Genomic DNA, 13,464 nt, shown 5'->3' with positions numbered 1-13,464 from the left:
GGCGCTACTGCCGGAACTGCACGTTGATGATGGTGGCGTTCTGGATCAGCACATTGTTGCCGGTGTTCTGGATCACCATCGGCACGCCGGCGGCCCCCTGGAAGGAGCCTGCGCTGATCGAGTTGGTGCCGGTGACCACGTCGTCGGCCTGGTTGTTGCTCACCGTGCCGTCGAGGGTCATTTTCGCGCTGACGTCGGCGCCGCCGCTCAAGCTCGCGAGCACCTTGCTGTCGACGCGCGCGCCCAAGCCGTTCACTTCATCGGGATGCGCTGCCGCGGCCGCGCGATAGGCCGATGCGGGCGAGGCGGACAGATACGTGGGCGCCGCTTGCGCCTGCGCCAGCCCCCATGCACCCAGCGACAGGCACGCCATGCCGACGCCGCATGCAGCTGTGATCTTCCTCATGGCGGTTCTCCCTTGCGCGAACGTGGCGGGGCGTGGGCCCCGCCACGCGGTTGCACATCAATGGCCGACGTTGAGGTTGGCCTGCACGTTCACGCTCTGCTGCGTGAGCGCGGCCACGCCGCTGTTCTGCGCCATCACGGTCACGCCTGCCGCCGCTGCCGCGGCGCCTTCCATGTGGTTGGACATGTCGAAGGTGCCCGCCGTAGCCCACGACGCGCCGCCCGCCGCGCCCGCGCCGCCGGCGCCGCCGGCCGCACCGCCACCCGTGCCCACGCCGCCTTCGCCGCCCATGCCGCCCGCACCCGCGGTGGCATCGGCCGCGCCGCTCGCGCCGCCGGTGGCGGTGGCGCTGCCGCTGGTCGAAGTCGAGGTGCCGCCCGTCGCCGAGCCGCCGGCCCATGCGCCGCTGCCGCCGGTCGAGGTGCCGCCGGTGCTGTTGCGGCGCGCATCCGCGCTGGCGTTGCCGTAGTTGTCGCCGTCGCTGCCGCCGCCCCACGCGCCCGCGCCTGCCGCTGCGCCGCCGCTGGTGCCCGAGCTGTCGCCGACGCGGCCGCTGCGCGCATGCGCGTTGCCGCCGCTGCCGCCTGAGCCGCCGCCGCCGCCCGTGCCGTAGCCGCCATAGGCATCGCCGCCGGAACCGCCGCGTGCGCCATTGGCATTGCCCCAGTTCTGCGCGACGTTGCCGATGCCGCTGACCTGGATATCGGTCACCGTGCCGTCGAGCCGGCTGACCGCCACCGCCTTGCTGTTATTGAACGAGTTGGTGACCGCCGAAGTGGCCGTGCCGCCGTTGTTGGCGGACGCCGCGCCCACTGCCGATGCATTGGCATCGCCCATGTTGTTGCGGTCGTTGCCCTGGCTCGAATTGGTCCGGGTATGAGTGGAGCTGTTGTTGTGCGAGTTGGTCGAATTGTCGTCGTCTGCCATGGCGGGTAGCGTCAAGCCGATGCCAAGCAGAATTGCCGTGGCGATGAGTGTCTTGCGCATGGACTCTCTCCTGCGGAACAGTGGCCCCCTGGTACGCCGAGCTACGCGGCTTCCAGACGTGGCAACATGCATGCCACTGGCTTCCACCGTTTCGCATCGCGCGAAATCCTTGCGCGCAGTCAAGCACTTGCATGGCGCGAAACCGATCGCGCCGCTGAACGCCGGGAATGGCAGCGGGCCCGAGTGCATCAATCGTGTTACGCCGCGCAGACGCGCGCAGGCCCCAAAGGGCTGAAAACAAGGGCGGACGCAGCCCGCCACCACTCGGTGCAGGCCACGCTTCGCTACGCTGTAACAGCGGCGTTACGCCCTGTGCCTGCCGGTCAGCAACAAAGCATCTACGCGCCGCGAAGCGCGAAGGAAGCGGCGCTTTTCGCGCTGCCGGATAAAAACATCCGCGGGCGCCGCAACCGGCGCGCCCGCGGATGGCACGTCGGCTCAGTACACCAGCGTGGTGTTGGACGCCGTGGCGGTGATGCCGTAGTTGCACTGCGGGCTGGTCGAACCCACCGGGAAGTCCTTGGTCCACGGCGGATTGGCGATCTGCACCTGGTTCAGGTTATAGACCGCGATATTGGTGAAGGCGATCGAGCCGTTGCTCGGGTAATGACTGCAGCTGCTGACGCCATAGGCTTCCAGCACGCCGCCGAAGACCCAGTTCAGCGTGGCATACGGATTGGTGGTGAGCGTGGTGCTGGTGCCCTTGGTCACGTCCTTGGACACGATCTTCCAGGTCGAGCAGGTCACGCCGGGCGCGCAATTGGAAAAGGTGTCGCCGGTGATGCTGTCGCCCACCGACACGTTGATCGGCGAGCTGTGGTACGTGGTGCCGCTGACGCAGCAGTTCCAGCTGGCCATGGTCCACTTGTGGTCGTTGTAGCCGTTCCAGCCCAGCACCGGCTGCAGGATCGACTGCACGTTCGGCAGCTGCTCGAGTCCAGGGAAGAAATAGATCACCTGGCTGGCCGAGGTGGTCGGGTTGCTCGGCACCTTCCAGCTGGCCACGATGCGGCCGATCGCCACGCTGCTGGAATAATTGGTGTCGATCACCCAGCCGTTGATGGTCGGGTTGTGCGCGGCCGGGAAGCTCACCGCCCCGTTCGGCTCGATCCGCGTGCCGTTCAGCGCGAAGTGCGGCTGCGAGCACAGCGCGGGCTTGCGCAGCGAACCGTCGACGCGGCGGATATTGCCGTCCTTGTGCAGCTCCTCGCCTTCATGCACTTCCTGCACGCAGGCAGGATCGAAATAACCATTGGGTGTCACCACGAAATTGCTTGGCACGCCCTGCGGGCGCAGCTGCAGCTCCATCGCGCTCACCGAGGTGAGGGCCGCGTCGGGCTTCAACGCGGCCTGCTCGGCGGCTTGCGCGCCGACGGCGACGGCCAGCAAGGACAAGACGGCGATCAACGATGCGCCGAACCTGCTCCGGCGCGTTCTTCCGATGAATCTATTCATGGGTCGCACACTCCTGATGACGGTTGGGATAGCGCCCTCCTGGCGTGGTGCGCAACGTCTTCGCACGCGGCGTGCGGGTGCGAAGACAGGCCGCGCGTATGGCCGTCCAGATGGCCGGGGAAGTTGACACCGAATGCGGATTCCTTGCTGCGAAGCACGCGTACAACCGGTGTGAATGGAAGGCCGCCACTTCTTCACCGGCCGCAGACGATGCTGACGCAAACGCAAGAACATGCGAAATGCCATGCGGCGGAAACAAAAAAGGGAGCCCGCGGGCTCCCTTCTTTCCGTGCCGGACGGCTTGCGCTCAGCGCTTTTCGATCGGCACGTAAGCCTGGTCTTCCGGACCGGTGTAGTTCGCGCTCGGGCGGATGATCTTGCCGTCCTGGCGCTGCTCGATCACGTGCGCGCTCCAGCCGGAGGTGCGCGCGATAACGAACAGCGGCGTGAACATCGCGGTGGGCACGCCCATCATGTGGTACGCGCTGGCCGAGAACCAGTCGAGGTTGGGGAACATCTTCTTCAGTTCCCACATCAGCTTCTCGATGCGCTCGGACACCTCGAACAGGGTCGGGTTGCCGCCTTCGGTGCACAGCTTGCGCGAGACCTCCTTGATGATCTCGTTGCGCGGGTCGGACACGGTGTACACCGGATGGCCGAAGCCGATGATGATCTCCTTGCGCTCGACGCGGGCCCGGATGTCGGCTTCCGCCTCGGCCGCGTTGCGGTAGCGCGCGATGATCTCCATCGCCACTTCGTTGGCGCCGCCGTGCTTGGGACCGCGCAGCGCGCCGATCGCGCCGGTGATGGCGGAATACATGTCCGAACCGGTGCCGGCGATGACGCGCGCGGTAAAGGTGGACGCGTTGAACTCGTGCTCGGCGTACAGCACCAGCGACTTGTCCAGCGCGTGCGCGTGCAGCTCGCTAGGCTTCTTGTTGTGCAGCAGGTGCAGGAAGTGGCCGGCGATCGACTCGTCGTCGGTCTCGGTCTCGATGCGCTTGCCGTTGTGGCTGAAGTGGTACCAGTACAGCAGCATCGAGCCGAAGCTGGCCATCAGGCGGTCGGCGATGTCGCGCGCGCCGGTGAGGTTGTGGTCGTCCTTCTCCGGCAGCACGGTGCCCAGCACCGAGCAGCCGGTGCGCATCACGTCCATCGGATGGGTGGCGGCCGGCAGCAGTTCCAGCGCGCTCTTCACCGGCGCGGGCAGTCCGCGCAGGCGCTTGAGCTTGGCGCGGTAGGCGTTGAGTTCGGCCCAGTTCGGCAGCACGCCGTGCACCAGCAGATAGGCGACCTCCTCGAAGCAGCCCTTGGCGGCCAGGTCGTGGATGTCATAGCCGCGGTAATGCAGGTCGTTGCCGCTGCGGCCAACCGTGCACAGCGCGGTATTGCCCGCGGCCACGCCCGACAGGGCGACGGATTTCTTGGCCTTGGGGAGGACTTGCTCGCTCATCGATGGTTCTCCTGCACGCATGAATCTCTATGGACGAAGGCGGCGCGCGCCTCCGTGGGGAAAGCGGCGCTCAGCCCTTCTTGGCGAAGAGCTCGTCCAGGCGGCGCTCGAAATCGTGATAGCCGATGCGGTCGTACAGCTCCTCGCGCGTCTGCATGGTGTCGATCACGTTGCGCTGGTGGCCGTCGCGGCGGATCGCCTGGTAGACGTTCTCAGCGGCCCTGTTCATGGCGCGGAACGCGGACAGCGGATACAGCACGATGCCGACGCCGGCTTCGCGCAGTTCGTCGACGCTGAACAGCGGCGTCTTGCCGAACTCGGTGATATTGGCCAGCACCGGCACCTTCACCGCATCGGCGAAACGGCGGTAAGTCGGCAGGTCGTAGACGGCCTCGGCGAAGATGCCGTCGGCGCCGGCTTCGACGCAGGCGATGGCGCGCTCGATCGCCGCATCCACGCCTTCGGTCTGGATGGCGTCGGTGCGTGCGATCAGGAAGAAGTCCGCATCGGTCTTGGCGTCCGCCGCCGCCTTCACGCGGTCGGCCATCTCGCCGGAAGAAACGATTTCCTTGCCCGGGCGGTGGCCGCAGCGCTTGGCGCCGACCTGGTCCTCGATATGGCAGGCGGCCGCACCGAACTTGATCAGGCTCTTCACCGTGCGGGCGATATTGAACGCGCTGGGGCCGAAGCCGGTGTCGATGTCCACCAGCAGCGGCAGGTCGCACACGTCGGTGATGCGGCGCACGTCGGTGAGCACGTCGTCCAGCGTATTGATGCCCAAGTCCGGCAGGCCCAGCGAGCCGGCTGCGACACCGCCGCCGGAGAGATAGATCGAACGGTAGCCGGCGCGCCTGGCGAGCAGAGCGTGGTTGGCATTGATGGCACCGATGACCTGCAGCGGCTGCTCTTCGGCCAGTGCGGCGCGGAAGCGTGCGCCGGGGGATGCGTTGTGGGTCATGGAACCTCCGCGTAAAGCGGCGATTTTAGCGCGCGGAGCGGGTCCAACCCGTGCTGCGGCGCGTCAAAGATCGCACCAATCGCGTACCACAAGCGTCGATATGCGTATCGCCGGGCGCCGTATCGCTACCTACATTCGCTTGCATGAGTACACCCACCCGACTTGCCACACGCATTCTCCAGGGCCTGCTGATCGGCATTGCCGCCGCGGTGCTCACCCTCGCCATCGGCCGCTTTTATCCGGGTGCGCTGAAGGCCATGCAGGCCTTCGCCGCCACCGTGCTCGATCCGCTCGGCCAGGTGTTCCTGCGCCTGCTGTTCTTCGTAGTGATCCCGCTGGTATTCGCCTCGCTCGCTTCCGGCGTGGCGCAGCTGGGCCGGCTCGGCCGCCTCGGGCCGCTGGCCGGGCGCACCTTTGCGCTGTTCGCGGCCAACATGCTGATCGCGGTGGCGCTGGGCCTGCTGATGATGAACCTGCTGCAGCCGGGCCATCAGCTGGAACCGGGTTCGCGCGAGCGGCTGATGCAGGAATACGGCGGCAGCGCGCACCTGGCGGTGGAGCGCCAGCAGCAGCGGCCGGCGCTGACGCCGGCCGCGGTGGTGGACATGTTCATGCCGCGCAATCTGTTCGGCGCCTTCGTCGGTAACGATCGCGGCATGCTCGGCGACGTGCTGCCGCTGATCCTGTTCGCCATCCTGGTCGGTGCGGCGGCCACCCTGCTGGACGATGAAAAACGCCGCCGGCTGCAGGCGGGGCTGGATCTGGTGAGCGAGCTGATGACCGGCATCGTCGGCTTCGCGCTGCGGCTGGCGCCGGTGGCGGTGCCGGCGATGATCTACAGCGTGATCGTGAAGATCGGCACCGATGCGCTGCTCACCCTGGCCGTGTTCGCCGCCGGTTGCGCCTTCGCGCTGGCGCTGCATCTGTTCGGCACCATGTCGCTGTGGCTGCGCCTGCTGGCCGGGCGCTCGCCGCTGGCCTGGTTCCGGCAGGTGCGGCCGGTGCTGATCACCGCCTTCTCCACCAGTTCCAGCAGCGCCACCCTGCCCGCCTCGCTCGCACTGGCCCGCGATCAGCTCAAGCTCTCGCCCAGCACCGCCGGCTTCGTGCTGCCGCTGGGCGCCACCATGAACATGAGCGGCACCGCCCTGTTCGAAGGCTGCGTGGTGCTGTTCGTGGCCCAGGCCTTCGGCGTGGAACTGGCGCTGGGCCAGCAGTGCGTGCTGATGCTGCTGGCCGTGCTCAGCGCGGTGGCGGTGGCCGGCATCCCCGGCGGCTCCATGCCGTTGATCGCCGGCCTGCTTGCCACTTTCGGGGTGCCGCCGGACGGCATCGGCCTGGTGCTGGGGGTGGACCGCATCCTGGACATGCTGCGCACCACGGTGAACGTGGGCGGCGACCTGGTCGCCGCCACCGTGGTGGACGTCCAGGCCAGCCGCGCTGGCACCTGACCAGGCTCGCGTTCCTGTCACGATGGCGGGCGCAGACTCCAGGTCTTGCGCCGGGGCCGGCTATCGATAGTCGCCATCTATCACCACCATCCCGACAATCGATTAGATAAATCCCGTTGCCGGCGCTAATCTTTGCTGCTTCCAACCACCACAACACGGGAAAACAACCGATGTCGTTGATCAACACCGAAATCAAACCGTTCAAGGCGCAGGCTTACAAGGACGGCAAGTTCATCGAAGTGACGGACGCCAGCCTCAAGGGCAAGTGGTCGGTGGTGGTGTTCTATCCGGCGGACTTCACCTTCGTCTGCCCGACCGAGCTCGAGGACCTGGCCGACCATTACGCCGAATTCCAGAAGCTGGGCGTGGAGATCTACGGCGTGTCCACCGACACCCACTTCGCGCACAAGGCATGGCACGACACCTCCGACGCGATCAAGAAGGTGAAGTACACCCTGATCGGCGATCCGACCGGCACCATCACCCGCAACTTCGACGTGATGATCGAAGAGGAAGGCCTGGCGCTGCGCGGCACCTTCGTGATCAATCCGGAAGGCCAGATCAAGCTGTGCGAGATCCATGACAACGGCATCGGCCGCGACGCTTCCGAGCTGCTGCGCAAGGTGAAGGCCGCGCAGTACGTCGCCTCCCACCCGGGCGAGGTGTGCCCGGCCAAGTGGAAGGAAGGCGACAAGACCCTGAAGCCCTCGCTCGACCTGGTTGGCAAGATCTAAGCCACGCTTTTCCGCGATACGCGGCCCGCTGCATCGGGCCGCTCCGGACCCGGCGTCCTGCCGGGTCCGCTTTCCGAAGACGCAAGTTGCCCGCGACGCCTGGCTCTGGCCAGGTGCTCGCGGCGCTCACCCCGAATTCCCCGAAACAACGGAGCAACCACCATGTTGGACGCCGATCTGAAGACCCAATTGCAGGCCTACCTCGAAAAGGTCACGCACCCGATCGAGCTGGTGGCCTCCCTCGACGACAGCGCTGCCTCGCAGGAACTGGCCGGGCTGCTGGAAGACATCGCCTCGCTGTCCGACAAGGTCAGCCTGAGCCGCGCCGGCAAGGATGCGCGCAAGCCTTCGTTCGCGATCAGCCGCGTCGGCACCGACGTCGAAGTGCGCTTCGCCGGCATCCCGCTCGGCCACGAATTCACCTCCCTGGTGCTGGCCCTGCTGCAGGTCGGCGGCCATCCGTCCAAGGCCGCGCCGGAGCTGCTGGAGCAGGTGCGCAACCTCGAAGGCGAGTACCGCTTCGAGACCTTCATGTCGCTCTCCTGCCACAGCTGCCCGGACACCGTGCAGGCGCTGAACCTGATGAGCGTGGTCAACCCCAATATCAAGCACGTGGCCATCGACGGCGCGCTGTTCCAGGACGAGGTGAACGAGCGCCAGGTGATGGCCGTGCCCACCGTGTTCCTCAACGGCGAAACCTTCGACCAGGGCCGCATGACGATCGAGCAGATCGTCGCCCGCCTCGACACCGGCGCCGCCCAGCGCGACGCCAGGAAGATCGACGCCAAAAAGCCATTTGACGTGCTGGTGGTCGGCGGCGGCCCGGCCGGCGCCGCGGCGGCGATCTACGCCGCGCGCAAGGGCATCCGCACCGGCGTGGCAGCGGAGCGTTTCGGCGGCCAGGTGCTGGACACCATGGCGATCGAGAACTTCATCTCGGTCACCTATACCGAAGGCCCCAAGCTGGCCGCCTCGCTGGAGCAGCACGTGCACGAGTACGACGTGGACGTGATGAACATGCAGCGCGCCGAGAAGCTGGTCGCGCCGGCCGATCCGAACGGCCTGTTCGAAGTGAAGCTGGCCAACGGCGCCACGCTGAAGTCCAAGACGGTGATCCTTTCCACCGGCGCGCGCTGGCGCAACATGAACGTGCCGGGCGAGCAGGAATACCGCAACAAGGGCGTGACGTATTGCCCGCACTGCGACGGCCCGCTGTTCAAGGGCAAGCGCGTGGCGGTGATCGGCGGCGGCAACTCCGGCGTGGAAGCGGCGATCGACCTGGCCGGCATCGTCGGCCACGTCACCCTGCTGGAATTCGACGGCAAGCTGCGCGCCGACGAAGTCCTGCAGCGCAAGCTGCGCAGCCTGCCCAACGTAAGGATCATCGTGAACGCGCAGACCACCGAAGTGCTGGGCGACGGCCAGAAAGTCACCGGCCTGGCGTACACCGACCGCCAGAGCGGCGCCGGCGAGCGCGTGGAACTGGAAGGCGTGTTCGTGCAGATCGGACTGCTGCCGAATACCGAATGGCTGAAGGGCACGCTGAAGCTGTCCCCGCGCGGCGAGATCGAAGTGGATGCGCGCGGCGAGACCTCGATCCCCGGCGTGTTCGCCGCGGGCGACGTCACCACCGTGCCGTACAAGCAGATCGTGATCGCCATGGGCGAAGGCGCCAAGGCCTCGCTCAGCGCCTTCGATCATCTGATCCGCATGCCGGTGATCGAAGCGGAAGCTGTCGCGGCCTGATCGTTGCTTAGAACTCGCCCGCCCGCAGCCCCCGGTACGCCAACAGGCGGGGGTTTGTCGGGCGGGCGATTTTTTTATGCCCGTCAGCCCTGATCCGGCCCACGCTCCAGCGCACGCCGGATCTCTTCCAGCGCGCCCGGATCGTCCAGCGTCGACAGATCCCCCGGATCCCGCTGCTCCGCCAGCGCCTGCAGCGAGCGCCGCAGCAATTTCCCCGAGCGCGTCTTCGGCAGCGCATTCACCACGTACACGCGCGACGGCTTGGCGATGCCGCCGAGCTGGTCGACCACGCGCTGCTGCATGGCATGCGCCACCTGCCCCGCCTGCGCGCCCGCGTCCTGCTTGAGCGTGGCGAACACCACCGGCACCTGGCCTTTCAGTTCATCGCGCACGCCGATCACTGCCGCCTCGGCCACCGCCGGATGGGTGGCGACGGATTCCTCGATCTCGCGCGTACCCAGGCGATGGCCCGCCACATTGATCACGTCGTCGGTGCGGCCGAGGATGGTGGTGTAGCCGTCGGCATCGCGGATCGCCCAATCCAGCGAGCTGTACAGCAGCTCGTTGAAGTGAGCGAAGTAGCTGCTCAGGTAACGCTCGTCGTCGCCCCATACCGTGGTGAGGCAGCCCGGCGGCAGCGGTGGCTCGAACACCAGCACGCCCTTGCTGCCCGCCGCGGCTTCCGCGCCGCTGGCTTCGTCGATCACCTTCATGCGGTAGCCCGGCGCGGGCAGGCCCGGCGAACCGAACTTCACCGGCTTCAGATCCAGGCCCGGCATCAGGGTGATCGCGGGCCAGCCGGTTTCGGTCTGCCAGTAGTTGTCGATCACCGGCACGCCCAGGCCTTCGGTGATCCAGTGCGCGGTCGGCTCGTCCAGCGGCTCGCCGGCGAGGAACAGCCACTTGAGCGCGGACAGGTCGTACTTGCGCAGCCACTCCGGGTCCTGCTTTTTCAAGACGCGGATGCCGGTGGGCGAGGAGAACATGGTGCGCACCGCATAGCGCTCGCACAGATACCACCAGATGCCCGGGTCCGGCCGCGTCGGCAGTCCTTCGTACAACAATGAAGTGGCGCCGCCGATCAGCGGACCGTAGACGTTGTACGAATGCCCCACCGCCCAGCCCACGTCGGAGGTGGAGAACATCACCTGCCCCGGCGCGATATCGAAGATGCAACGCACCGACATCGCCATGGCCACCGCATAGCCGCCGACGTCGCGCTGGATGCCCTTGGGCTTGCCCGTGGTGCCCGAGGTGTAGAGCAGATAGCTCGGCTCGTTCGATTCCAGCCAGGCCACCGGCACCTCGGCCTGCTCGTACACCTTGCGCAGTTCGGCGTAGTCCAGATCGCGGCCAGCCACGCGGGTCATCTGGGGATCGAGTCCGCGGTCGACGATCAGCACGTGCGGCGGCGGCGACGACGCTTCTTCCAGCGCGGCATCCACCAGCGGCTTGTACGGAATCACCTTGCCGCCACGCATGCCGGCGTCGGCGGCGATCAGCAAGCGGGGCTGTGCATCGTCGATGCGCAATGCAAGGTTGTGCGCCGCAAAGCCGCCGAACACCACCGAGTGGATCGCACCCAGGCGCGCGCAGGCCAGCATCGCAAAGACCGCCTCGGCCATATTGGGCAGGTAGATCACCACGCGGTCGCCGCGCTGCACGCCCAATGCGGCCAGCACCGCGGCGAACACATTCACTTCGCGATGCAGCTGGCGATAGGTCAGCTCGCGGGTAATGCCGGTCTCGGTGGAAATCGCCACCAGCGCCAGCTGTTCGCCGCGCTCGGCCAGGTGCCGGTCCACCGCGTTGTAGCAGAGGTTGGTGGTGCCGCCGACGAACCAGCGGCGGAACGGCGGGCGCGAATAATCGAGCACCTGCTGCGGCGGGGTCTGCCAATGGATCAGTCGCGCCTGCTCGGCCCAGAAGATCTCGGGCTCTTCGATCGAGCGCCGGTAAAAAGCCTCGTAATCCATGTCCGCATCCGCCCGCCGGGTATGGACGGCAAGACTCGCCCAAGCCGCGCGGAGGGTTGCACTAGACCTTGGTCGTACCGAATGAAGGGATTAATGGACTTGGCGGGTATTAGGCCAAAAGGCTTATTAGAACGATGCAATAAGCATAGGCATTAAAATCCATAAAGCATGGAAAATGCCAAATACCCGTCCTTCACAAATGTGTTTCCGGCACTGAGAAACAAATCATGCGAATATCAAAAATAATCCGGAATTAACACGCTATTTTCACATTTCTTCACAGAGTATCGGCCTCGCCCAGCAACGCGCGTTGAGGTGCTCGGATGGGCATGGGGAAACGACGCGCACATGCCACTGGGACAGGGGAGTGGCTAATCCGGAAACGACACACGCGGCATTAATCATCTGCCTGGATCCAGGACGGAATCGGGCGGCGCGCGTGCCCCTTCGGAAGCCCTATTACCAGCGACTCGGTTGCGTTTCTCGGAGGAAATGGCGATGAGTAAGCGACATGTGAGCACCGTGTTGAAGCAGACCCTATTGATTACCTGCATGCTGGCCGCCGGCATTTCGCTGACGGCCTGCTCGGGTCACAGTTCCTATAAATCCGGAGGCGGCGGCGGCGTCGTGAATCCCGGCGGCGCCGGTGGCGGCGATGGCGGTGGTTCCGGCGGTGGCGGCGATGGTTCTGGCGGCGGCGGTGGCGGCACCGGCGGCGGTGGTGGTGGCACTGGCGGCGACGGTGGTGGCACCGGTGGCGGCGGTGGCGGCACCGGCGGCGGTGGTGGTGGCACCGGCGGCGGCGGTGGTGGCACCGGCGGCGGCGGTGGTGGCACCGGCGGTGGTGGCACCGGCGGCGGCGGTGGCGGCACCGGCGGTGGCGGTGGAGATGGCGGCGGCGGCGGCACCGGAGGCGGTGGCGGCGGTACCGGCACACCTGCACCCACGGGTGTCGTCGGCGCGGTGGCGACCGGCGGTGGCGGCATCGTCACGGCGGTAGGCAACACCGTCGTCGGCATCGGCCAGCAGATTCCCAACACCACCATCCTCGGCAATACGCCGGTGACGCAGGGCCTGGCGGGCGTGGTGACCAACACCGGCGAAGCCGTGGTCGACGTCGGCAACGGCCTGAAGAGCGGCCTCGGCCAGATCGGCAACACCAGCGATCCCGTCGGTACCACGGTGCTCGGCACCAGCAGCGCTGTCGGCGATCTTGGCCAGGCGGTGACCAGCCTCGGCGGCACCGTGAAGGCAGCCGGCGCGTTCCAGGGCTCGCCGATCACGCCGATCACTTCGCTGGTCGGCAACGTGGTGTCCACCGTCGGCACCGACGTCAGCAAGCTCGACACCGGCCTCAACGGCCAGCTCGCCAGCGGCCTGCCGAAGCAGTTGACGCAGACGCTGAGCAATACGCTGACGCCGATCGCCCTGGTCGGCCAGAACGGCAGCGCGACGGGCAATCCGACCAACCTCGTCGCCGCCGTGTCGACGGCGGGCGGCGGCGCTGCCACGGGCCTGGGCAACGGGCTCAGCGGCATCGGCGCTTCGCTCGGCACCTCCCTGCCGGGCGGCCTGAGCAATCCGACCACCGTCGCGCTGGGCAATACCGTCAGCGACGTCGGCGGCACGGTCAGCGCGCTCGGCGGCGGCCTCAGCAACGGCCTGGGCAAGGCGGGCAGCATCGCCAACCCGGTCGGCGTGACGCTGGCCAGCACCGGCGGTGTGGTCTCCGGCGTGGGTGCCGCCACCAGCGGCGTGGCCGGCGTGGTAGGCAGCCTCGGCAGCGGCCAGCTGTCGGGCCTGAACCCGCTGACCAGCACGCTCGCTTCGGCGGTCAATCAGGTGGGCGGCGGCGTGACCAATCTGGGCGGCGCGGTGACCAATACGGTCAACGGTCCGCTGCAGCCGGTCACGCAGGGCCTGAGCAACGTGGTCAACACGGTCGCCAGCGCCACCACCGTGCCACTGGGCACCAACGCCACGGCCGGCACCGGCAGCCTGGGCGGACTGGGCAGCCTGGTGAATACGGTGACGGCGCCGATCACCGGAGCCGTATCCGGCGGCACGTCGGGCACCGGCAGCAACCCGGTCAGCGGCCTGGTCGGCTCGCTCACCAGCACGGTGGGCAGCGTGACCTCCGGCGTCGGCAGCACCGGCGGCAGCACCTCGAACAACAACGGGGGCCTGCTGGGCGGATTGCTGAAGAAGTAAGCGGCAACGGAGAGGCGGCCGCAGGGCCGCCTCTTCGCATGAGGCATCGCTTCGCTGCACACTGGCCGTGTGCAGTGAAGATCCAGC

Annotated in this window: 10 protein-coding genes; 4 read left to right on the top strand and 6 right to left on the bottom strand. The window is 67.1% G+C overall.

Going from position 1 to position 13,464, the window contains the following annotated elements; genetic code table 11:
* Positions 1-4: 4 nt before the first annotated feature.
* The 5 genes from ISN75_RS06380 to prpB all read right to left on the bottom strand — a co-directional run bounded on the left by ISN75_RS06380 (position 5) and on the right by prpB (position 5,259).
* Complete coding sequence (locus tag ISN75_RS06380; protein WP_246866749.1) at positions 5-406, bottom strand: hypothetical protein; 402 nt, start codon at positions 404-406, stop codon at positions 5-7.
* Between the two features lie 57 nt (positions 407-463).
* Positions 464-1,393 (bottom strand): hypothetical protein, encoded by a 930-nt coding sequence (locus tag ISN75_RS06375; protein ID WP_168648512.1) that lies wholly within the window; start codon positions 1,391-1,393, stop codon positions 464-466.
* A 438-nt stretch (positions 1,394-1,831) separates the two neighbouring features.
* Entirely contained in the window at positions 1,832-2,800 is a 969-nt protein-coding gene (locus tag ISN75_RS06370; RefSeq protein WP_423385140.1) for a hypothetical protein, read from the bottom strand.
* Between the two features lie 355 nt (positions 2,801-3,155).
* Entirely contained in the window at positions 3,156-4,301 is a 1,146-nt protein-coding gene (gene prpC, locus ISN75_RS06365; RefSeq protein WP_168648510.1) for a bifunctional 2-methylcitrate synthase/citrate synthase, read from the bottom strand.
* Positions 4,302-4,371: 70 nt separating this feature from the next.
* Positions 4,372-5,259: a methylisocitrate lyase gene (gene prpB, locus ISN75_RS06360; protein ID WP_168648509.1), complete on the bottom strand. Its 888-nt coding sequence runs from the start codon at positions 5,257-5,259 to the stop codon at positions 4,372-4,374.
* Positions 5,260-5,402: 143 nt separating this feature from the next.
* Here prpB and ISN75_RS06355 point away from each other — a divergent pair, with 143 nt between their 5' ends.
* The 3 genes from ISN75_RS06355 (at position 5,403) to ahpF (ending at position 9,190) form a co-directional block, all read left to right on the top strand.
* On the top strand, positions 5,403-6,710 hold the full coding sequence (locus ISN75_RS06355) for a dicarboxylate/amino acid:cation symporter (protein WP_167258463.1): 1,308 nt from the start codon (positions 5,403-5,405) through the stop codon (positions 6,708-6,710).
* A 170-nt stretch (positions 6,711-6,880) separates the two neighbouring features.
* Positions 6,881-7,444 (top strand): alkyl hydroperoxide reductase subunit C, encoded by a 564-nt coding sequence (gene ahpC / locus ISN75_RS06350; protein WP_167258465.1) that lies wholly within the window; start codon positions 6,881-6,883, stop codon positions 7,442-7,444.
* Positions 7,445-7,606: 162 nt separating this feature from the next.
* Complete coding sequence (ahpF, locus tag ISN75_RS06345; protein ID WP_168648508.1) at positions 7,607-9,190, top strand: alkyl hydroperoxide reductase subunit F; 1,584 nt, start codon at positions 7,607-7,609, stop codon at positions 9,188-9,190.
* Positions 9,191-9,273: 83 nt separating this feature from the next.
* Here ahpF and prpE read toward each other — a convergent pair whose 3' ends face one another.
* Entirely contained in the window at positions 9,274-11,166 is a 1,893-nt protein-coding gene (prpE, locus tag ISN75_RS06340) for a propionate--CoA ligase (RefSeq protein ID WP_168648507.1), read from the bottom strand.
* 498 nt (positions 11,167-11,664) lie between these two features.
* Here prpE and ISN75_RS06335 point away from each other — a divergent pair, with 498 nt between their 5' ends.
* A complete protein-coding gene (locus ISN75_RS06335) occupies positions 11,665-13,377 on the top strand; it encodes a collagen-like triple helix repeat-containing protein (RefSeq protein WP_343819679.1) in 1,713 nt (570 codons plus the stop codon).
* Positions 13,378-13,464: the final 87 nt, after the last annotated feature.

It is taken from the genome of Dyella marensis, assembly GCF_049532885.1.
Classification (GTDB): domain Bacteria; phylum Pseudomonadota; class Gammaproteobacteria; order Xanthomonadales; family Rhodanobacteraceae; genus Dyella_D; species Dyella_D marensis.
The sequence above is the reverse complement of the archived record's forward strand: the minus strand, read 5'-3'. Positions and strand labels throughout refer to the sequence as shown.

Bases quoted from the DNA above. Each gene is read 5' to 3' on its own strand.
- ISN75_RS06380 (WP_246866749.1), bottom strand. From the start codon at position 406: ATGAGGAAGATCACAGCTGCATGCGGCGTCGGCATGGCGTGCCTGTCG.
- ISN75_RS06375 (WP_168648512.1), bottom strand. From the start codon at position 1,393: ATGCGCAAGACACTCATCGCCACGGCAATTCTGCTTGGCATCGGCTTG.
- prpC (WP_168648510.1), bottom strand. From the start codon at position 4,301: ATGAGCGAGCAAGTCCTCCCCAAGGCCAAGAAATCCGTCGCCCTGTCG.
- prpB (WP_168648509.1), bottom strand. From the start codon at position 5,259: ATGACCCACAACGCATCCCCCGGCGCACGCTTCCGCGCCGCACTGGCC.
- ISN75_RS06355 (WP_167258463.1), top strand. From the start codon at position 5,403: ATGAGTACACCCACCCGACTTGCCACACGCATTCTCCAGGGCCTGCTG.
- ahpC (WP_167258465.1), top strand. From the start codon at position 6,881: ATGTCGTTGATCAACACCGAAATCAAACCGTTCAAGGCGCAGGCTTAC.
- ahpF (WP_168648508.1), top strand. From the start codon at position 7,607: ATGTTGGACGCCGATCTGAAGACCCAATTGCAGGCCTACCTCGAAAAG.
- prpE (WP_168648507.1), bottom strand. From the start codon at position 11,166: ATGGATTACGAGGCTTTTTACCGGCGCTCGATCGAAGAGCCCGAGATC.
- ISN75_RS06335 (WP_343819679.1), top strand. From the start codon at position 11,665: ATGAGTAAGCGACATGTGAGCACCGTGTTGAAGCAGACCCTATTGATT.